A 20,937-nucleotide genomic window follows, 5' to 3' on the forward strand; every position below is an offset into this window, starting at 1 on the left:
CATAGTCAGACACCGCTTCCGGCTCATGGAGGAATGTATGTATGGTTTAAGCCTGATCCGCCTGGGTATGTTTATTGCACTCGCCATTATCGCCAGCACGGCGATTGGTTTATTTACCTATATGGTCGTCACTGTTCTGGCAGAATAGTGTCACCCCTGTCCAGGTCATGGAATAAATAAAAGAGTTATTTATTAGGGGAATACAGTGAACCGCTACCTCTCTCTTTTACCGTTCGTTTTGTTAACGCTCACGGCATGCGATCCGAAACCCAAGCAAGCCTCTCCCCTGCCCAGAATGGTAAAAGTGGCGGAGGTGACGGCTCCGGGTCACGCCCAGCAGCGCGTTTTTCCCGCCCGCATTGAATCGGGCGATGCCACAGACCTTTCCTTCAAGCGCGCCGGTCAAATTGAAGCGCTCGATGTACGTCAGGGCGCTGCCATCAAGCAGGGGCAACAGCTTGCCAGACTGAATGCCCGTGAAGCCCAGCAGCGGGTAAATGACAGACAAACGGCGGCGACGCTGGCCCAGCGGCAGTTCGATCGCTTCCAGACGCTGGCGGGCCGCCAGGCGATTTCGAAAGCAGAAATGGACGTGCAGCGTGCAAACCGCGATTCGGCGAATGCGGCGCTGCAGATTGCCCGTGAAGAGCTGAATCAGATGACGCTCGTCGCCCCCTTCAGCGGAACGGCGGCCAGCGTACACGTACGAAACCATCAGGTGGTGTCCGCCGGTCAGCCCATCGCGACGTTAACCCGTACCGACCTGCTGGACGTGGTGTTCAGTATTCCGGAGAACCTGTTCAAAACCTTTGACATCCGTAATACGCAGTATCGTCCCGTGGTGAAAATTAACGCCTTCCCGGATCGGGAGTTTACCGCCGTCTACAAAGAGCATTCGGGCAGCAGCGACAGCAACACCCTGACCTGGCAGGTGATACTCACCATGCCGCGGCCCGATGATTTTCCCGCCGTCGGTGGCGTAAGCGGTACGGTGACCATCAACTTAACCAATCTCCCGGCTGGCGCAGGCGCTCAGACGCTGGTTGTACCCGTTGAGGCAGTCTTTAACCCGGACAACAGCCCGCGCAATGAGCCGCACGTCTGGGTCGTAACGGGAGAAGACGACGCGCTCCATCTTGAAGACCGCAAGGTCAGCGTGGGGCAAGTGAGTACCGAAGGCGTGGTAATCACCAGCGGGCTTAAGGCAGGCGAGCGCGTGGTGGCCGCAGGCGTTGGGGAACTCCATGCTAACCAGCCGGTGCGTATCTGGACGCGTGAACGGGGACTGTAATGGATATCTCTCGTCAATTTATTAATAACCCTGTTCGCGTCTGGCTAACGATTCTGCTGCTGGGCATCGGGGGTATTTTCGCCCTGTTAAATATCGGCAGGCTGGAAGATCCCGCCTTTACCATCAAAACCGCCGTGGTGGTCACCCACTACCCCGGCGCCTCCGCTCAGCAGGTTGAAGAGGAGGTTACGCTGCCGCTGGAGAATGCCCTTCAGCAGCTGCCTTATCTGGACAACGTGAGCTCCATCTCGTCAAACGGTCTGTCGCAAATCACCGTTAACATCGCTTCACGCTATCACTCGAACGAACTGCCGCAGATTTGGGACGAACTGCGCCGCCGCGTGGGCGATGCCTCGCGTCAGTTCCCGCCCGGCGTCATCACGCCCTTTGTGAATGACGATTTCGGCGACGTGTTCGGCTTCTTCTTCGCCATTTCCGGAGATGAATTCAGTAATCCTGAACTGGTGAGATATGCGGAGCAGCTGCGCCGCGCGTTGATTCTGATCCCCGGCGTCGCGAAGGTTGCCATCGGCGGGGCCATTAGCCAACAGGTCAACATCGATATCTCCCTGACCAAAATGGCCGCGCGCGGCATTACGCTGAACCAGCTTTCCGTCCTGCTCAGCAGACTTAACGTCGTTTCCAGCGCAGGAGAAATCACCTCCGGCACCGAATCTATTCGCCTTCACCCGACCGGCGAGTTCGAAAATCTTGATGAGCTTGCGGATATCATCATCACGCCTTCCGGCACCGGGGCGGCGACGCGTCTGCGGGATATCGCCACGCTGTCGCGCGGGCTGAACGAATCGCCCGCCAGTCTCTATCATGCCAACGGTAAAAAAGCCGTCACCATGGGCGTCTCGTTTATTCCCGGCGTGAACGTGATTGACGTCGGCCACGCGCTGGAGGCGAAGCTCAACCAGATGTCGGCGGAAAAACCGGCGGGGATACACATCGACCTGTTCTACGATCAGGCCGCGGAAGTGGGCCACTCCGTTAACGGGTTTATCATTAACTTCCTGATGGCGCTGGCGATTGTCATCGGCGTGCTGCTGATCTTTATGGGCGTCCGCAGCGGGATCATCATCGCGTTTTCCCTCGCGCTGAACGTGCTGGGCACGCTGCTGATTATGTATCTGTGGGGCATTGAGCTGCAGCGCATCTCGCTCGGGGCCCTGATTATCGCCCTCAGCATGCTGGTGGATAACGCCATCGTAATTGTCGAAGGGGTGTTGATTGCCCGACAGCAGGGCTCGCCTCTGCTGGCCGCCGTGAACTATATCATCCGCCGCTCCGCCCTGCCGCTGCTGGGGGCGACGGTGATCGCCATCCTGGCGTTTGCCCCTATCGGGCTGTCGCAGGATTCCACCGGGGAATACTGTAAATCCCTGTTCCAGGTGCTGCTGATTTCCCTGATGCTGAGCTGGTTCTCGGCGCTCACCCTCACCCCGGTGCTGATCAAATGGTGGTTGTTTAAAAACGACAGCGCGCCGCAAAAAAGTGACGAGTCAGATCCCTACGACAAACGACTCTACCGCCTCTACCAGGACCTGCTTAACACGCTGTTGCACCATAAGACACCGACGCTCATTGTGATGGCTGCGCTGCTGGCTGCGTCCGTCTGGGGCTTTGGCGCCGTACGGCAAAATTTTTTCCCGTCGTCTAATACGCCGATTTTCTTTGTCGATCTCTGGTTACCCTACGGTACCGATATCAAGTGGACCGAGAAGATGACCGGCGATATAGAGAAAACCATCAACGGTCAGCCGGGCGTGGAAACTACCGTTTCAACCATCGGTCAAGGCAGCATGCGGTTTATTCTGACCTACAGCGGACAGCGGCAGTACAGTAACTATGCGCAGATCATGGTGCGCATGGATGACCAGCGCAACATCTCCGCCCTGACGCGCCACGTGGATGAGTACATCGCGCGAAACTATCCGCAGGTCAACGCCAGCACCAAGCGCGTGATGTTTGGCCCCTCCGGCGACAGCGCCATTGAGGTGCGCATTCAAGGCCCCGACCCTGACAGGCTGCGTCTGATAGCAAGCCAGGTGGACAATATTCTCACGCGCGATCCTGCCACAGGCAGCGTCAGGAACGACTGGCAAAACCGCAGCAAGGTGATCCGTCCGCAGTATGTCGCCGCGTTGGGACGCGAGCTTGGCGTGGATAAGCAGGACGTCGACAACGCGCTGGAGATGAATTTCTCCGGCAGTCGTGCGGGGCTGTATCGGGAAGGCAGCGACCTGCTCCCGGTCGTGGTACGCCCGCCGGAAAGCGAACGACTGGACGCCAATCACCTGAACAACGTGCTGGTCTGGAGCCAGGCCCGGCAGCAGTATATCCCGCTGAGTAACGTCGTCAGCCGCTTTTCGCTGGAGTGGGAAGATCCGCTCATCCTTCGACGCGACCGTTCGCGGGTACTGACGGTTCAGACGGACCCGGACCCGCTAAGCCAGCAAACCTCCGGCGATATCCTCGCTCGCGTGAAGCCGCAGGTAGATGCCCTTCCCCTGCCACACGGCTACAGCATTGAGTGGGGAGGCGACGCGGAAAATTCCAGCGAAGCGCAGCAAGGGCTGTTCACTACGCTACCCCTCGGTTATCTGGTGATGTTTGTCATTACGGTTCTGATGTTTAGCTCGGTAAAAAACGCCGTCGCTATCTGGCTGACCGTACCGCTGGCGCTGATTGGCGTGACGCCGGGATTTTTAATTACCGGCATTCCCTTTGGCTTTATGGCGCTGATTGGCCTGCTGAGCCTGAGCGGAATGCTCATCCGCAACGGCATCGTGCTGGTGGAAGAGATCGAACAGCAGAAAACGCAAAAGGATCAGCACAGCGCGATCGTTTATGCCGCCACCTCGCGCCTGCGCCCCATCCTGCTCACCGCGTTCACTACCGTACTTGGCCTGGCACCGCTGCTGCTGGATGTTTTCTTCCAGAGCATGGCCGTTGTGATTATGTTTGGACTGGGGTTTGCTACAATCCTGACGCTGCTGGTACTTCCCGTGATCTATGCATGTTTCCATCGTAAGGACGAAGCCAAACAACAATGAATGCGACAGGGCTGAACATTATCAAGACGCTGGGCTGTATGACGGCGGTCACCTTCTTTACCATCTACAACACCTGGGATCATTATGATTACGACTATCACTGGATTCTGGGGTTTTTAACCTTTATTTCGACCATCGCCACGCCGCTTTTTTTTGTGGTTGCGGGCTATCTCGACGGACAATCCCGACACGGCACCCGCTGGCAGCTGGGTAAAATTAAAAGCCTGGTGATTGTTTTTCTGTTCTGGATAACGATCTACTACCTGTGGGAGCCCTATCAGCGCGGGTATTTAATCCAGCCCTGGTTCGTGTTCGCTTTTGTCGTGATTTACACCTTCCACCCGGCGGTGGAGTGGCTTAGCCAGCGGAGAGCGCTGTTCTGCGGCGCGATTGCTGCCCTGCTGTTCTTTTCCTACGGATACGATCTGCTATCGGCGCTTTATCCTGAAACGCACGTCCTTTCGCTTTCACCACAGTACCGCCTGTGGACATGGCTGCTGTTTTATCTGACGGGGCAACTCTTCTGCGACCCTAAAGTCGCCGAGTGGATAAGCCGCAAAAAGGTGGTACGGGGAGCAGTTATCGCCATCCCGTTTATTTATCTCTTCACCTGGTTTTACGAGCGCCACTTCTTTTTTGCCCTGTTCAAGGCCGACAGAAACGCCTTTATTCTTACCGGCTCGCAAATCTACATTCTGATTATTGCGCTGGTGATTGCGGCGAACGGGGTGCGCTTTCGCCGCAATGCTGAGTTTAAGGAGTCAGTGCTGGCCGCCATCAGCAAAACAATGACCGGCGTGTATATTGTCCACTACTCGGTGTTTCACCTGCTGACGGCGCTGATCCCGGTGACCTCTCTCGGTATGAAGCTGGCGCTGATTGTGCTCACTTTCGTCACCTCGGTGCTCTTCTCCATGCTGGTATTGTCCAACGCCGTGGCAAAAAAGGTGATCACCCTTTAAAAGCCTAAGCGCAGCCAGGCAAAGAGCACGTTACCGTTGTTATAGGTTCCAGGAATATAGGTGAACTGGACGGTAACGCGCTTATACCCGGCTGAAAACAGCGGGAATATGAACGGCAGCGGGACATAGTTTGCAAAATCATCTCGCGCCGTGATGCCCGCTGCGGCACCGAGCCCAAGGCGGAAATCTTTGGCATTATCCAGATACCAGCCCTTCTCCCAGCCATAGCCCATCGCGGGCTGCCATTCGTTGTGCGAGTCCTTGAACATCATCGCGAAGAGCGCGCTCCAGTTGCCCTCTTCGTTATAGCGGGAAACGCCCAGCCCGCCGCCCCACGGCATTTCGTTGTAATTGTCCGTTTTTTCTTTGTCGTACATAAAGCGAGCGTGCCAGCTCAGAAACGGCAGGTACAAATCGTAACGTTGAGGCTCTTCCCAGGTCTGGGAGATATCCTCCGTCAGCGCATTCCACCAGCCGCTAATTCGCTGTTCTCCATAGACTTTCGGCTCGGCATGAAGCGGTGCGGCGAATAAAAACAGGACAATCCAGATGGCCGAAAAGGTGCGTTGCATCGTTTTTCCCTCAGCTTAAGTCACGCAGCGGTATCTATTACTGTAATCCATTCAGCACTAACCGGAGCCAAACAGACTGATTTATCTCGAGGCAGGGGAAGATGAAATTTATTTATTCAGCGCCTACCGGAAAGATAAAAACGTTTTCTCAGGCGTTTTGTCGCGGTAGTCTCATAGGTTCCGTTTATATGACGGACGCAACGTGAGTGACCTTTTCTTATACCAATAATTAAAAATCAGTACAGACAGGACAACTATGGACTCCACCCTCATCTCCGAACGTCCCAACGAGGAGACACCTTCGCTCAACCGTGCCCGCCGCGCAGCCTTAGGCAGCTTCGCGGGTGCCGTCGTCGACTGGTATGATTTTCTGCTCTACGGCATTACCGCCGCCCTGGTCTTTAACCGCGAATTCTTTCCGCAGGTCAGCCCCGCGATGGGCACGCTCGCCGCGTTTGCCACCTTCGGCGTCGGCTTTCTGTTTCGCCCGCTGGGCGGGGTGATTTTCGGCCACTTCGGCGACCGCCTCGGCCGCAAGCGCATGCTGATGCTCACCGTCTGGATGATGGGGATCGCCACCGCGCTGATTGGCATTCTCCCTTCTTTTTCCGCCATAGGCTGGTGGGCGCCGGTGTTACTGGTCATGCTGCGCGCCATCCAGGGATTCGCCGTGGGCGGCGAATGGGGCGGTGCGGCGCTGTTATCCGTAGAGAGCGCGCCAAAAAATAAGAAAGCGTTTTACAGCAGCGGCGTGCAGGTGGGCTATGGCGTGGGTTTGCTCCTGTCCACCGGGCTGGTCTCCTTAATCAGCCAGCTCACCACCGACGAACAGTTCCTGAGCTGGGGCTGGCGCATTCCGTTCATCTTCAGCATCGTGCTGGTCGTTGCCGCGCTGTGGATCCGTAACGGGATGGAAGAGTCCGCTGAATTCGAACAGCAGCGGGAGGAAAATCCGGCCGCCAAAAAACGGCTGCCGGTGATGGAAGCCCTGGTTCAGCACCCTGGCGCTTTTCTGAAAATAATCGCCCTGCGCCTGTGCGAACTGCTGACGATGTATATCGTCACCGCGTTTGCGCTGAACTACTCGACGCAAAACCTCGGTCTGCCGCGCGAATTGTTCCTGAATATCGGCCTGGTGGTCGGGGGGATAAGCTGCCTGACAATACCCTGCTTCGCCTGGCTGGCGGACCGGTTTGGCCGCCGTCGCGTCTATATTACCGGGGCGCTGGTGGGAACCCTCAGCGCCTGGCCGTTCTTTATGGCGCTGGAGGCGCAGTCGATCTTCTGGATTGTCTTCTTCGCCATTATGCTCGCGAACATCGCTCACGATATGGTGGTCTGCGTCCAGCAGCCGATGTTTACCGAACTGTTCGGTGCCAGCTACCGCTATAGCGGCGCAGGGGTGGGTTACCAGGTCGCAAGCGTGGTCGGCGGCGGGTTTACGCCGTTTATTGCCGCTGCGCTGGTGACCTTCTCCGGCGGAAACTGGCACAGCGTGGCCATTTATCTGCTGGCCGGCTGCCTGCTGTCGGCGGCGACGGCGCTATTGATGAAAGAGACGAGCCACCGCTGATCTCACTTTTGTTTCACAGGCGTGTGACATACTATCGGGTAGAGTCGCACACCTGTGGAACAAGGAGACAGAGATGAATAATAAGGGCTCCAGCCTGACCCCGGCTCAGGCGCTGGAAAAACTCGACGCGCTGTATGAACAGTCCGTCAATGCGCTGCGCAGCGCCATTAGCGAGTATATCGAAACAGGGAAACTCCCCGACGAAAAGGCCAGAACCGCGGGCCTTTTTGTTTATCCATCGCTCTCTGTAACCTGGGACGGCAGCGCCAGCACCACGCCGAAAACCCGCGCCTACGCGCGTTTTACCCACTCCGGCTGCTACAGCACCACCGTCACCCGCCCTGCACTGTTCCGCCCTTATCTTGAAGAACAGCTCACGCTGCTTTACCAGGATTACGGTGCGCATATTGCCGTTGAGCCCTCACAGCACGAAATCCCGTATCCCTACGTGATTGACGGCTCGGCGTTAACGCTTGACCGCTCCATGAGCGCGGGACTGACCCGCCACTTCCCGACGACTGAACTTTCACAGATTGGCGATGAGACGGCTGACGGCATTTATCACCCGGCTGAATTTTCTCCCCTGTCGCATTTTGATGCCCGCCGGGTCGATTTTTCCCTGGCGCGCCTGCGCCACTATACCGGTACGCCAGCCGAACATTTCCAGCCCTTCGTGCTCTTTACCAACTACACCCGCTACGTCGACGAGTTTGTCCGCTGGGGCTGTAGCCAGATCCTCGACCCGGAGAGTCCTTACATCGCGCTGTCGTGTGCGGGCGGGATCTGGATCACTGCAGAGACGGAAGCCCCCGAGCAGGCCATTTCCGACCTGGCGTGGAAAAAACACCAGATGCCCGCCTGGCACCTGATCACCGCCGACGGTCAGGGCATTACGTTGATCAACATTGGCGTGGGCCCGTCAAATGCGAAAACCATCTGCGACCATCTGGCGGTACTGCGCCCGGACGTGTGGCTGATGATTGGCCACTGCGGCGGCCTGCGTGAAAGCCAGCTGATTGGCGATTACGTTCTCGCCCACGCCTATCTGCGTGACGACCACGTGCTTGACGCGGTGCTGCCGCCGGATATTCCCATCCCGAGCATCGCCGAAGTGCAGCGCGCGCTGTATGACGCCACCAAAGAGGTCAGCGGCATGCCGGGTGAAGAGGTTAAACAGCGCCTGCGCACCGGTACGGTCGTCACAACGGATGACCGCAACTGGGAGCTGCGCTACTCCGCCTCCGCGCTGCGGTTCAACCTGAGCCGCGCGGTGGCGATTGATATGGAAAGCGCCACCATTGCCGCGCAGGGCTATCGCTTCCGCGTCCCTTACGGCACGCTGCTGTGCGTCTCCGATAAGCCGCTGCACGGCGAAATTAAGCTGCCGGGGCAGGCCAACCGTTTTTACGAAGGGGCTATCTCTGAGCATCTGCAGATCGGTATTCGTGCGATTGATTTACTTCGCGCGGAGGGCGACAAGCTGCATTCACGCAAGCTGCGTACCTTCAACGAGCCGCCGTTCCGCTAATAACAAGGAAAAACCATGCACACCACATCACCGCTCTCTGCCCTGCGCCACTGGCTTGAAGCCAGTCATCTCGACGGAATGATCGTTCCGCGTGCGGATGCCTGGCAGAGCGAATACTGCGCCCCGTACGACGAAAAGCTGGCCTGGCTGACGGGCTTTGACGGCTCGGCTGGTCTGGCTCTGGTGCTGAAAGACAAAGCGCTACTCTTCGTCGATGGACGTTATCAGGTTCAGGCCCGCGTTCAGGTCAATATGGACGAGATTGAGATCCACCACCTGCATAACGAGCCGCTGGCTGAGTGGCTGGCGGAAAACGTGGTGGCAGGCACGCGCATCGGCTTTGACGCGCTGCTGATGACAAATTCAGAGTTTGAGCTGTTGTCTGCCACGCCGTGCGAGCTGGTGCCTCTGAAGGCCTCGCCGTTTGACACGCTGTGGACTGACCGCCCAGCGGCGCCAGCGGGGCTTATCCGCGAAATGCCCGTTGAGGTCAGCGGTGAAAGCAGCGCAGAAAAACGTCAGCGTGTTGCCGCCGTGCTGGCAGAACACAATGCTGATTTCCTCGCCGTGACGCTGCCGGACAATATCGCCTGGCTGCTGAACGTGCGTGGATCAGATATCCCCTTTAGCCCGGTTCCTCTCTCCTTCGCCCTGCTCAGCCGTGATGGTAGCGTGGAGTGGTTTGTTGACGATGCGAAGCTCACCGCGTTGCCGGCTCCCGTGCGTGATGCTTTCACTCTCTCACCGCAGAGGGCGTTTATTGAACGCTGCCAGCAGCAGGCTGCGGGCAAACGGGTGCTGGTCGATGCAGATTCTGCGCCTGTTGCATTGCGCTTTGCCATCGAGCCGCAGGGAGAGATCGTCTGGCAGACCGATCCCATCACCCTGATGAAAGCCACGAAAAACCCGATGGAGCTGGCGGGCTATCGCGAATGCCATCATCAGGACGGTGCCGCGTGGGTTAATTTTCTTGCCTGGCTGAGTCGGGAAGTTCCACGACGCGAGGCGGCAGGGAAACCGTTGACCGAACTGGAGGTACAGGCACAACAGCTGGCGTTCCGCAGGCAACAGCCCGGTTTTATTGAGCAGAGTTTTGCGACCATTTCCGCGTCGTCGAGCAATGCGGCGATGTGCCATTACCATTCCAGCGAGGCCAGCAACAAGCCCATCGTTCATGACCACTTTTACCTGAACGATTCCGGCGGTCAGTATGCTAATGGCACCACCGACGCCACGCGCACGCTGGCATGGGGTCAGGTCGATCCGCAGCAGCGCCTGCACTATACCGCCGTGCTGAGAGGCTTCCTGTCGCTCATTACCCTGCAGTTCCCTTCAGGGACTCAGGGACATCAGCTGGATGCCTTCGCCCGTCGTCCGCTGTGGGAGATGGGGCTGGATTACGATCACGGCACGGGGCATGGCGTAGGGCACCAGCTTTTGATCCATGAAAACCCGCATCGTATTGCCAAAAAGGTCAACCCGTGGCCGCTGGTGGCGGGCAATATCATGACTATCGAGCCGGGATATTACCTGGGCGATAGCCACGGTATTCGCATTGAAAACCAGGTAGAAATCGTTGAAAGCCGCCCGGGGTTCTGCAAATTTGCTTCTCTGACGCTGATCCCCATCGACCTGAGTCAGGTCGAGCTGGAGCTGTTAAGCGAACAGGAAAAGCAGTGGCTGGATGAATATCATCAGCAGGTTCGTGAGGCGCTGTTACCCCTGGTGAACAGCGAAGCGCGTTCGTGGCTGGTGGAAGCGACAGCACCAATTTGTATGTAATTTCGTGCGGCCTGGTGCCCTCACCCTAACCCTCTCCCACGGGAGAGGGTGCACACACTAAAAACGGCAACCGGGTTGCCGTTTTGCATTTACCATGCGCAGAAAAGCAAAAAGCCTGCTTTAAAAGCAGGCTTTTTAAATTTGGCTCCTCTGACTGGACTCGAACCAGTGACATACGGATTAACAGTCCGCCGTTCTACCGACTGAACTACAGAGGAATCGTGTGAACGGGGCGCATATTATCGATGCTCCCCCATGATGTCAAAGGCAGAATGCATATTTCCGATCGTTTGCCGAATTATTCTCCATTTCGCGCAATTGTCAGGCATGTTTTCGCGGATATTTCCACAGCCAGCGCCCGCTGACCATACGCCAGTAGAACAGCGCGCCCCGCACGGCCCAGTCAAGGAACATCCCCAGCCAAACCCCGATAACGCCCCATCCGAGCATTACCCCGAGCGTATACCCCGCGACAACGCGACAACCCCACATGCCGAGCATCGATACCCACATCGCAAAGCGGGCATCGCGTGCGCCTTTCAGCCCGGCGGGCAGAACCCATGAGGCCGCCCAGATGGGCATAAAGGCCGCGTTGAGCCAGATGAGGATCTTGACGACCTCTTTAACATCATCTTCGTGGGTATAGAACGAGGCCATCAGCCCGGCAAACGGCGCGGTGCCCCAGGCGATCAGGGTCAGCCCAATGGTTGATAGCCAGAACACGTGACGCAACTGCCGCTCCGCCTGCCCTATCTGCCCTTTCCCGAGGCGTTTACCCGTAATGATGGTCGAAGCCGAACCCAGCGCGTTACCCGGCAGGTTAATCAGCGAGGCGATGGAAAAGGCGATGAAGTTACCGGCGATAACGTCGGTCCCCATCCCGGCAACAAACATTTGCGTGAGCAGCTTCCCGCCGTTAAACAGCACCGATTCAATGCTGGCCGGAATACCGATGCCCATCACTTCCCAGATAATGGCAAAGTTAAACGGCCTGAAATAGCTTTTCAGCGTAAGACGCAGCGAAGGCGTGATCCCCGCCATCAGCACGCCGATAATCGCCACCGCGCCGATATAGCGTGAAATGGTTAACCCCAGTCCGGCACCAACGAACCCCAGCCCTTCCCAGGAGAACACGCCGTAGATCAGCACGCTGCTGATGATGATATTCAGGATATTCATCCCGCCGTTGATCAGCAACGGGATTTTGGTGTTGCCCGCCCCGCGGAGCGCACCGCTGCCAATCAGCGCAATGGCCGCCGCCGGATAGCTTAAGACGGTCATTTCCAGGTAGGTTAGCGCCAGGTCTTTAACCTCATTCGTGGCTTCCCCGGCAACAAAGTCGATAATCTCTTTACCGAAATAGTGGATCACCGCCGCCAGAACGATCGAAAAAATGGTCATGATCATCAGCGACTGACGGGCCGCCTCGCGCGCGCGTTTGGGGTCAAGCTTGCCGAGGCTAAAGGCCACCACCACCGTCGTTCCGAGGTCTATGGCGGCAAAGAACGAGATCACCACCATGTTAAAGCTGTCCGCCAGCCCGACCCCAGCCATCGCCTCTTTCCCCAGCCAGCTCACCAGGAAGGTACTCAGAACCCCCATCAGCAGAACGCAGGTATTTTCCAGAAAGATAGGCACAGCAAGAGGGGTGATTTCACGCCAGAACAGAACACGATAGCTTTTACGTTTTGCATACCATGGCGTGCGCGTTATCGCCTGGCGTAAGGAGGCAGTGACGTTCAAAATGGACCTTAGCGAGAAAAGTTGAAACTCCATTTCAAATGATGGGGGACAAATGCTCATCCTGCAAAGTATTTTCCAGAAAAAGATGTGTGGAATTACAACAAACTGACGACAGAATCAGCAATCGGTCGATTTTCTCTAAGATCAGGTTTGACAAAACTTTTTTCGCCGCTAAGATAAGCCTCCACAACGATTCCTCTGTAGTTCAGTCGGTAGAACGGCGGACTGTTAATCCGTATGTCACTGGTTCGAGTCCAGTCAGAGGAGCCAAATTTAAAAAGCCTGCTTTTAAAGCGGGCTTTTTGCTTTGCGGGTGAGGGAAAATGAACGCTCTGTTTGTCTATGGCACGCTGCGTCCGGGCCACTCTAATGCGCATATTCTTGAAAACATTGGCGGCGAATGGCTGGCCGGCTTCGTATCCGGCACGTTTTATGAACGAGGCTGGGGCGCTGCGGCAGACTTCCCGGGAATTGTGCTCCACCCTGACGGACCCCGCGTTGAAGGCTATCTGTTTATCTCTGATAACCTTGCCGCACACTGGCAAATGCTCGATGAATTTGAAGACGGCTACGATCGGGTTGAGGTCACGGTGACCACTCTCGAAGGCAAACAGGTTAATGCCTGGATTTATCAGCTACAGCCACGTTCTGAATCATAAAAAAAGGCTCTCTGTCACCAGAGAGCCTTTTTCACTATTCGCTGTGATTATTCGCTTTTTGCTTCGCCGTTCTTGATTTCGCCCATCACTTTTAGCTTCTTGGAGATGTCACGACGCTCTTTGGACAACTCAGCGTTTTTGATGATGTAGTCATCAACGCGGTCTTCATAGTCGCTCTTCATGCTGGCGATGATGCCCTGAATAGCTTCAACGCTCATTCCTGGCTTGATGTAGTCGCTCAGGTTATCGAGCAGCAGAACACGCTTCTGGTTGTCACGGATCTTCTTCTCAACGTCCTGGATTTCACGCTGCAGTTTGTTTTTGCGGCGGAACAGGCGGACGAATTCCAGAACATCCTGGAACGAAGGCTTGGTAGTTTCCATTTTTACACCCCTGATAATGTGAGATTCGGATTCGTTAAGGCAACCGTTGTAACAATAACCTTACTGACAGCGGCTGCGAATGACAATGAGTATATCGTTTAAAACTATCATAACCCCAATTGCTGCTGAATCGAAGCAGCAGGCGTCACATACGCCTTTTATTTGCGCAGCGCCCGGCAAATTAGGTGCGATAACAGCTCAAGCTGACGCGCCAGTTCCATACTCAGCCAGACATAGCCGTGAATAGGCGTTTCTGCCACGTTATCGCTCTGGCGTTCATTGATTAACTGCTTCAGCTCCGCAACGATCTCATTCAGCCGCTCGCTGTTCGCCATTATCGGCTGCGGGTTGCCTTCATAGAGCGCATGGGCGATGGTCAACAACGTTTGCTGCGTCATCTGCTGGGTCTCTTTGAGGGTCTGCGCGTTAAGCATCAGCAGATGGCTTGGGCGCGAGGCCCAGTGCGCGTTGATCTGCAGTTCAAGCATGCAGACCAGGTTGCGGCTTACCGTCTGGATGGCTTCGAAAATCGCTTTCTGAATATGGGTTTCTTTGCTGGCGGGCGTAATCAGGCCGCGCATTTTGACCACGTCGTTGAGGATCGTTTGCAGATGCTTTTCCAGCCGGGGACGCTCAACCAGGTTGGGGGAAAAACCGGCCTGATAGACGCGGTTAAACGCGGTGACGTAGTTGGCCATCTGAATGCGCCAGTGCAGAAAAGCACGCTGCGGCCAGATACCGGTAAAGAGCATGGCCAGGAGCGATCCCAGGATGACATCCCCGCTTCGCCACAGCGCAGTGGTCATATCCCCGGCGGGCGCACCAACCACCACCGCGAGAGTAATTCCGATCAACAGCGCCTGATAGGGTCTTTTGCCCAACGCCAGCCAGCCGCACAGGAACATGGCGGCACCGCACCATGCCAGCATGACCGGAAACGAGATAAGCTCCAGCTTCAGGGCGATAAGCCCAAGTGCCGAGCCTAAAACGGTCCCACCAATTCGCTCGAAGGCGCGCGGGACAACATTTCCCCAAAACGAGATGGGCCCCATCACCACCACCAGCGTGATCAGCGGCCACGTCCCTTCTGGCACTTCAAGCAAGCGGACCAGGACAAACGTCAACACGAACGCCAGCGCGATGCGACATCCATGCACCACGCGGTAGTGTTTGTACAAGCGAATTTCAAAAGGGGTTAATGATTTGTCGGGACGCACACCCGCTCTCCAGCTACACGGCAAAGCACAATTGTACTGCGTTTTCAGCCGGGCGGATCGCTTCCGGCTGAAAAACCCTTCATTTAGCAGGCTTAAACCGCTTTGTGCTCTACTGCGATAAACATTTCGATATCCCAGTAGCCGTCCGCATTGCCGTCATTGAGATAGCGCTCGAAGCAGGGTTTAAGCGCCATCTGGTATTTATTGTCCTGCAGGAGGGAATTAAAAAACTGGTACCACGGCGTGGCGAAGTCGTAGTTTTCCACGCGCGCCGTCGCCACGGCGTAATCACCGGCCGCGATTTCCGTCATCATGACGCCTTCACTGTTTTCCGGGATAACGAAATCATCCGGTACCGTGACGGCCGTATCGCAGCGCAGTTTTTCTGCCGGGACCTCATCCGGGTTATCGTAGTAGACCGCAACCCACTCCAGCGGCTCAATGTGACGCCCGTCTACCCACATCACCAGCTGTTCGAAGCCCTGTTTTACCGTATGTTCCCACGGTCCGACCAAATGAAAACCGGCAATCTTACGTTTCTGTTGCTGCTTAATGCTGTAGTCCATGCTGCCTCCATTTATTACTGTATATTTATACACTATAAAGCGGATTCTGGCCGATCGGCAAACGAGAAGTGTTTATTATGTGAGCAGACTCGCAACCCTGCCAGTCTGCTCAGCAGCAGTTAAAGCGTGTGATGCAGATAATCGCTCATGCGGGAGAACAGACCGCCTTTATCAACGGCTTCCAGCGTCACCAGCGGCCAGTGGGCTACCACCTTGTCGCGGTCATAGAGCTGGATCTCACCGACCCGCTGATGCGCGGCAATTGGCGCTTCCAGCTCTTTTTTATCCAGCACGTATTTGGCTTTGATGTTCGGTACTTCCGCTTTCGGCAGGGCCAGCCAGAAGTCCTGGTCGGTGCCCAGCTTCACCTGCTCCTTATCGCCGTACCAGATACGCTCTGTCCCCACTTTTTTACCGTTGTGCAGGATCTGCACCGTATCGAAATTCTGCTGCCCCCAGTGCAGCAGTTTCCGGGCCTGATCCTCACGCCCTTTCGGGCTGTCCGCCCCCATCACCACCGCGATCAAGCGACGCTGGCCGTCAACGGCGGACGCAATCAGGTTAAAGCCTGCTCCCGAGGTGTGTCCCGTTTTAAGCCCGTCCACGTTCAGGGTTTTATCCCACAGCAGGCCGTTGCGGTTTTGCTGGGTGATCCCATTCCAGGTGAGGCTCTTTTCGCTGTACATATGGTAAAACTCAGGCTCGCCGTGAATGATGGCCCGGGAGAGTACGGCCAGGTCATAGGCCGAGCTGTGCTGGCCCGGTGCGTCCAGACCGTGGACGGTTTCAAAATGCGTATCGCGCAGGTTTAGCTTTTGCACGTAGTCGTTCATCATCTTCACAAACTGCGGCTGGCCGCCCGCCACGTGATCGGCCAGCGCCACGCAGGCATCGTTACCGGAATCGACAATCAGACCGCGGCTCAGATCGCGCACGGAGACGCGATCGCCCTCTTTCAGGAACATCAGCGACGAACCGTCAAAAACCGGGTTCCCTTTTGCCCAGGCATCACGTCCTACGGTGACTATGTCGTCCGGCGTGATGCGATGGCTATCAATGGCCCGATCCACCACATAGCCCGTCATCAGCTTGGTCAGGCTCGCCGGATTACGTTGTTGATGTTCGTTGCCCGCCGTTAAGATCTGACCAGTCGTGTAATCCATCAGCACCCAGGAGCCCGCCTGAATGGCCGGAGGCTGCGGCGAAAAATCCAGCGGTTCGGCCGCAAAAGCAGATGAGATACTCGAAGCGAGTAAAGAAACAGCAATAAACAGACGGCGTTTCAACGGTATATCCTCAGGTCATTAAAAATCGATGACCTTTTTACGGGAGTTCTGATGTCGTTACCTGGCTTAATTGCAAAAAAATGTGACAGGACGCAGATTTTACGCTGAAGCTGGTGCGCAAATTTGTGTCACAACGGTGCTTTTTATTCGGTCTGACCCGCGCGATCGTTTACCATAGTGACGTCATTTTTTAACAGGATGGTATTACTGGTGTCTGACTCTGCCGCACGCCCGACTTTTTTGTTCCACGATTACGAAACCTTTGGCACTCATCCGGCGCTGGACCGACCGGCGCAATTTGCCGCCATCCGCACCGACGACGAATTCAACATCATTGGCGAGCCTGAGGTCTTCTACTGCAAGCCTGCTGATGACTACCTGCCGCAGCCGGGCGCGGTCATGGTTACCGGGATCACCCCTCAGGAAGCGCGGGAAAAAGGCGTTAGCGAGGCGGAGTTCGCCCGCCGCATACACGATCTGTTCACCGTCCCCCATACCTGCGTGGTCGGTTACAACAACATCCGTTTCGATGACGAAGTGACGCGCAACATCTTTTATCGCAACTTCTACGATCCCTACGCCTGGAGCTGGCAGAACCGCAATTCGCGCTGGGATTTACTCGACATCATGCGCGCCTGCTATGCCCTGCGTCCCGAGGGCATTAACTGGCCTGAAAATGAGGAAGGGCTGACGAGCTTCCGGCTGGAGCACCTGACGCGCGCCAACGGTATCGAGCACAGCAATGCCCACGACGCGATGGCCGACGTCTATGCCACCATTGCTATGGCGAGGCTGGTGAAAAGCGCGCAGCCAAGGCTGTTTGAGTATCTGCTGAGCCATCGCAGCAAGCAGAAATTAACCACGCTGATTGACGTGCCGCAAATGAAGCCGCTGGTGCATATTTCCGGCATGTTTGGTGCCTGGCGCGGCAATACCAGCTGGGTCGCGCCGCTGGCGTGGCATCCGGACAACCGTAATGCGGTCATCATGGTGGATTTAGCCGGCGACATTTCGCCGCTGCTGGAGCTCGACAGTGATACCCTGCGCGAGCGGCTTTACACTCCGAAAAATGAACTTGGCGATCTGCCTGCGGTGCCGGTCAAACTGGTGCATATCAATAAATGCCTGGTACTGGCACAGGCGAATACGCTGCGTCCGGAAGATGCCGACAGGCTGGGCATTAACCGTCAGCACTGCCTTGATAACCTGAAAGTGCTGCGCGAAAACCCACAGGTGCGCGAAAAAGTGGTGGCCATTTTTGCCGAAGCCGAGCCGTTCGTGCCGTCGGAAAACGTGGATGCCCAGCTATACAACGGGTTCTTCAGCGATGCCGATCGGGCTGCCATGAATATCGTTCTGCAAACCGAGCCGCGTAATCTGCCGGCGCTGGATATCACTTTCGCCGATAAGCGCATTGAAAAGCTGATGTTTAATTACCGCGCGCGTAACTACCCCGGCACGCTGGATGAAGCAGAGCAGGAACGCTGGCTGCAGCATCGACGTAACGTGTTTACGCCGGAATTCCTCAACAGCTATGCGCAAGAGCTGGAAATGCTTTACGGCCAGTATGAAGGGAATGCTGAGAAACAAGCGCTGTTGAAATCCCTGTTCCAGTACGCACAAGAGATAGTCTGAGCGACGGGTACAAAAAAGCCGGAGGCGATGTCTCCGGCTTTTTTTTGCCCGCTGGCGCGGGACTGGGTGTTTTGTAGGTCGGGTAAGGCGTAGTTGCCACCCGACACAATATTACGCAACGTCTTCGTACTGAGGTACCGGGTTACGGAAGCTTTTGGTTACGCAAGCCAGATAGATCAGACCGATAGCACCCCAGATCAGACCCAGAACCATTGAACTCTCTTCCAGGTTAATCCACAGCGCACCCACCGTCATCGCGCCACACATTGGCAGCACCAGATAGTTGAAGTGGTCCTTCAGCGTTTTATTACGCTTCTCGCGGATCCAGAACTGAGAGATTACCGAGAGGTTAACAAAGGTAAACGCCACCAGCGCACCAAAGTTAATCAGCGCGGTTGCAGTCACCAGGTCAAACTTAATGGCCATCAGTGCGATTGCGCCAACCAGCAGTACGTTCCACGCCGGGGTACGCCATTTCGGATGGACGTAGCCGAAGAAACGGGTTGGGAACACACCGTCACGCCCCATTACGTACATCAGGCGAGAAACACCTGCGTGTGCCGCCATACCGGATGCCAGTACGGTTACGCTGGAGAAGATCAGCACGCCCCACTGGAAGGTTTTCCCTGCAACATACAGCATGATTTCAGGCTGTGATGCGTCCGGCTCTTTAAAGCGAGAGATGTCCGGGAAGTACAGCTGCAGGAAGTAAGAGGCGCCGATAAAGATCATTCCGCCAATCAGCGCGGTCAGGAAAATCGCTCTCGGGATCACGCGCTCGGCGTCTTTGGTCTCTTCAGACAGAGAAGAGATACCGTCGAAGCCCAGGAACGAGAAGCAAAGGATGGTCGCACCGGTGATCATCGGCACAACGTGCGCGCCTTCAGACCAGAACGGACGGGTGCTGGCCAGCGTACCTGCGCCTTCACCATGGGACACGCCGTAAATGATCAACCCCACGATAACCGCAACGATACCCATCTGCAGAATAACAATCAGGGTGTTGAAGTTAGCCACGGTCTTGATGCTGCGCAGGTTAGAGATGGTCATAAAGGCCACCAGCGCCACCACGAAGATCCACGACGGTACGGAAGGTACCAGCGCTTCAAAGTAAATTTTTGCCAGCAGAATGTTGATCATCGGCATGAACAGGTAGTCCAGCAGAGATGACCAGCCCACCATAAAGCCAACCGCCGGGCTAATGGATTTCTGAGCATAGGTGTAGGCAGAGCCTGCAGACGGGAAACGGCGAACCAGTTTTCCGTAGCTCAGCGCTGTAAAGAGAATGGCGACCAGCGCAAAGGCGTACGCCGTTGCAACGTGACCGTCAGTAAGGCCTGATACGATACCGAATGTATCGAACAGCGTCATTGGTTGCATATAGGCCAGGCCCATCATAACAACCGGAATCAACGTAAGCGTTTTACGTAATTCCACGCGAGAGGTGTTTGGAGTTGCGTTATGCGACATAGTTATTCTCCTTTACGGTGATAACCGCCACGTAAGCGAAAAATTGCCCCATTTCTTTCTTCCTCAGCGACAACAACTGTCGGATTTTAGTAAATATCTATCCGGTACGAAGCCCGGCCTCTTGGTTTTTAGTTTCGTTTCGTACATGCAAAAAAAAATAACCGACGCCTTTTATATCGTCGATTATTCATTTGTTTGCAGCGGCGGCATTTTGCCCCACATCGGATACAAAAGGCAATACTTTGCAAAGCACGGGACAATTTTCTTTTTACTAACTGGCTGATTTCTGGACGTCGGGCTGAGAGTAAACGGCGGCGATAGCACTATTTGCTAAAATTTCGTCCCGCCACCAGGCGCTGGCCAGCCCGGCAGTTTGTTCATTCCATCCGACCCACACCGATTCATTACTGCTTTGAGCAAGTACCTGTTTTTCAACAAGCGCACCGCTGTCAATGAACCGCTGCGCCAGATAGCGGGGTAAATAGCCGCAGCCCAGACCGCTTATTTGCAGCTCCAGCTTGGTTTTAAAGTCAAAAACCGTAATGGCTTCCTGCTCGTCAAGCAGCTGCGAGGAAACCGCACACTCTGGACGAGAACTGTCCCCGACCACTATCGCGCGATAACTCTTAATCACGCGTCGGTTTATGGGCTCTGGCTCCTGAGCCAGCGGGTGATGGGGGGCCACGGCGAACACCTGCTCCAGCACGCCCAGACGGGCAAAGCCAAACTCGCTCAACTGGGGTGGTTCATGGAGTGCCCCGACAAAAATATCCGCCCTGCCCTGAGTTAAGGCGTCCCAGGAGCCCCCCAGCACGCCGTTGATAAAGATAAGCCGGGTCACGCTGTGGTGTTGATAGAAGGCTTCAATCAGCGGCGTCAGGAGAGAAAACGGAAAGGTATCATCCACACCAATAACCAGCTCGTTTTCCCACCCCTGGTGAAGCTTGACGGCCTGTTTTTCCAGCTCGCGAACGGTGTGGAGGACTTCGCGTCCTTTTTCCAGCAGCATTTGCCCGGTTCGGGTAAACCGCGCGCGATGCCCGGAGCGATCGAGGATCTGGATATTGAGATCGCTTTCCAGCTTTTGAACGGTATAGCTCAGCGCCGAAGGGGTTTTAAAGAGCTTTGCCGACGCAGCCGCAAAGCTCCCCTCTTTTTCCAGTGCATCCAGAATAATAAGAACATCCAGCAGCGGTTTCATATTCGCC

At 55.9% G+C, this 20,937-nt stretch carries 17 protein-coding genes and 2 tRNA genes; 9 read left to right on the plus strand and 10 right to left on the minus strand.

Translation table 11 applies throughout. From position 1 onward, the window contains the following. Positions 1–205 precede the first annotated feature (205 nt). The 3 genes from M2433_RS10615 to M2433_RS10625 are packed head-to-tail and all read left to right on the plus strand — an operon-like array spanning position 206 to position 5,315. Positions 206–1,291 (plus strand): efflux RND transporter periplasmic adaptor subunit, encoded by a 1,086-nt coding sequence (locus M2433_RS10615; protein WP_429054477.1) that lies wholly within the window; start codon positions 206–208, stop codon positions 1,289–1,291. Further along, positions 1,291–4,353: an efflux RND transporter permease subunit gene (locus tag M2433_RS10620; protein ID WP_429054475.1), complete on the plus strand. Its 3,063-nt coding sequence runs from the start codon at positions 1,291–1,293 to the stop codon at positions 4,351–4,353. The genes M2433_RS10615 and M2433_RS10620 overlap by 1 nt, the downstream gene beginning before the upstream one ends. Continuing rightward, on the plus strand, positions 4,350–5,315 hold the full coding sequence (locus M2433_RS10625; protein ID WP_429054473.1) for an acyltransferase: 966 nt from the start codon (positions 4,350–4,352) through the stop codon (positions 5,313–5,315). Before M2433_RS10620 ends, M2433_RS10625 begins: the two co-directional genes overlap by 4 nt. On the opposite strand, the gene pagP is transcribed toward M2433_RS10625, so the two are convergent. Continuing rightward, positions 5,312–5,887, minus strand: coding sequence for a lipid IV(A) palmitoyltransferase PagP (gene pagP / locus M2433_RS10630; RefSeq protein WP_238460032.1), 576 nt, complete (start codon positions 5,885–5,887; stop codon positions 5,312–5,314). The genes M2433_RS10625 and pagP overlap by 4 nt on opposite strands. A gap of 256 nt (positions 5,888–6,143) precedes the next feature. Here pagP and shiA point away from each other — a divergent pair, with 256 nt between their 5' ends. The 3 genes from shiA to M2433_RS10645 all read left to right on the plus strand — a co-directional run bounded on the left by shiA (position 6,144) and on the right by M2433_RS10645 (position 10,770). Beyond that, positions 6,144–7,460 (plus strand): shikimate transporter, encoded by a 1,317-nt coding sequence (shiA, locus tag M2433_RS10635; RefSeq protein ID WP_429054472.1) that lies wholly within the window; start codon positions 6,144–6,146, stop codon positions 7,458–7,460. A gap of 73 nt (positions 7,461–7,533) precedes the next feature. Beyond that, positions 7,534–8,988, plus strand: coding sequence for an AMP nucleosidase (locus M2433_RS10640; RefSeq protein WP_429054471.1), 1,455 nt, complete (start codon positions 7,534–7,536; stop codon positions 8,986–8,988). A gap of 15 nt (positions 8,989–9,003) precedes the next feature. Further along, complete coding sequence (locus M2433_RS10645; protein WP_429054470.1) at positions 9,004–10,770, plus strand: aminopeptidase P family protein; 1,767 nt, start codon at positions 9,004–9,006, stop codon at positions 10,768–10,770. A 142-nt stretch (positions 10,771–10,912) separates the two neighbouring features. On the opposite strand, the gene M2433_RS10650 is transcribed toward M2433_RS10645, so the two are convergent. Next, positions 10,913–10,988, minus strand: a tRNA-Asn gene (locus tag M2433_RS10650). Between the two features lie 103 nt (positions 10,989–11,091). Further along, positions 11,092–12,546: a multidrug efflux MATE transporter EmmdR gene (gene emmdR / locus M2433_RS10655; RefSeq protein ID WP_429054469.1), complete on the minus strand. Its 1,455-nt coding sequence runs from the start codon at positions 12,544–12,546 to the stop codon at positions 11,092–11,094. Positions 12,547–12,707: 161 nt separating this feature from the next. On the opposite strand from emmdR, the gene M2433_RS10660 reads away from it, so the two are divergent. Both M2433_RS10660 and M2433_RS10665 read left to right on the plus strand, forming a co-directional pair. Further along, positions 12,708–12,783 (plus strand) — tRNA-Asn (locus tag M2433_RS10660). 53 nt (positions 12,784–12,836) lie between these two features. Beyond that, complete coding sequence (locus M2433_RS10665; protein WP_047346450.1) at positions 12,837–13,172, plus strand: gamma-glutamylcyclotransferase family protein; 336 nt, start codon at positions 12,837–12,839, stop codon at positions 13,170–13,172. Positions 13,173–13,219: 47 nt separating this feature from the next. Here M2433_RS10665 and M2433_RS10670 read toward each other — a convergent pair whose 3' ends face one another. The 4 genes from M2433_RS10670 to dacD all read right to left on the minus strand — a co-directional run bounded on the left by M2433_RS10670 (position 13,220) and on the right by dacD (position 16,624). Continuing rightward, positions 13,220–13,555 carry a DUF496 family protein gene (locus tag M2433_RS10670; protein WP_008499467.1) on the minus strand — a complete coding sequence of 112 codons (336 nt, stop codon included), beginning with the start codon at positions 13,553–13,555 and terminating at the stop codon, positions 13,220–13,222. Between the two features lie 158 nt (positions 13,556–13,713). Next, positions 13,714–14,772, minus strand: coding sequence for an FUSC family protein (locus tag M2433_RS10675; protein ID WP_429054467.1), 1,059 nt, complete (start codon positions 14,770–14,772; stop codon positions 13,714–13,716). Between the two features lie 92 nt (positions 14,773–14,864). Continuing rightward, positions 14,865–15,338: a DNA gyrase inhibitor SbmC gene (gene sbmC / locus M2433_RS10680; RefSeq protein ID WP_429054465.1), complete on the minus strand. Its 474-nt coding sequence runs from the start codon at positions 15,336–15,338 to the stop codon at positions 14,865–14,867. A 119-nt stretch (positions 15,339–15,457) separates the two neighbouring features. Then, positions 15,458–16,624: a serine-type D-Ala-D-Ala carboxypeptidase DacD gene (gene dacD / locus M2433_RS10685; RefSeq protein WP_429054463.1), complete on the minus strand. Its 1,167-nt coding sequence runs from the start codon at positions 16,622–16,624 to the stop codon at positions 15,458–15,460. A gap of 198 nt (positions 16,625–16,822) precedes the next feature. On the opposite strand from dacD, the gene sbcB reads away from it, so the two are divergent. After that, entirely contained in the window at positions 16,823–18,259 is a 1,437-nt protein-coding gene (sbcB, locus tag M2433_RS10690; RefSeq protein WP_429054687.1) for an exodeoxyribonuclease I, read from the plus strand. 111 nt (positions 18,260–18,370) lie between these two features. On the opposite strand, the gene M2433_RS10695 is transcribed toward sbcB, so the two are convergent. The 3 genes from M2433_RS10695 to M2433_RS10705 form a co-directional block, all read right to left on the minus strand. Next, positions 18,371–19,729: an APC family permease gene (locus M2433_RS10695; RefSeq protein ID WP_429054462.1), complete on the minus strand. Its 1,359-nt coding sequence runs from the start codon at positions 19,727–19,729 to the stop codon at positions 18,371–18,373. After that, entirely contained in the window at positions 19,719–19,781 is a 63-nt protein-coding gene (gene yoeI / locus M2433_RS10700; protein WP_099458931.1) for a membrane protein YoeI, read from the minus strand. The genes M2433_RS10695 and yoeI overlap by 11 nt, the downstream gene beginning before the upstream one ends. Positions 19,782–20,000: 219 nt before the next feature. Next, complete coding sequence (locus M2433_RS10705; protein ID WP_429054461.1) at positions 20,001–20,930, minus strand: LysR substrate-binding domain-containing protein; 930 nt, start codon at positions 20,928–20,930, stop codon at positions 20,001–20,003. Positions 20,931–20,937 lie beyond the last annotated feature (7 nt).

The organism is Enterobacter sp. AC1 (assembly GCF_050434705.1).
Taxonomy (GTDB): domain Bacteria; phylum Pseudomonadota; class Gammaproteobacteria; order Enterobacterales; family Enterobacteriaceae; genus Enterobacter; species Enterobacter cloacae_L.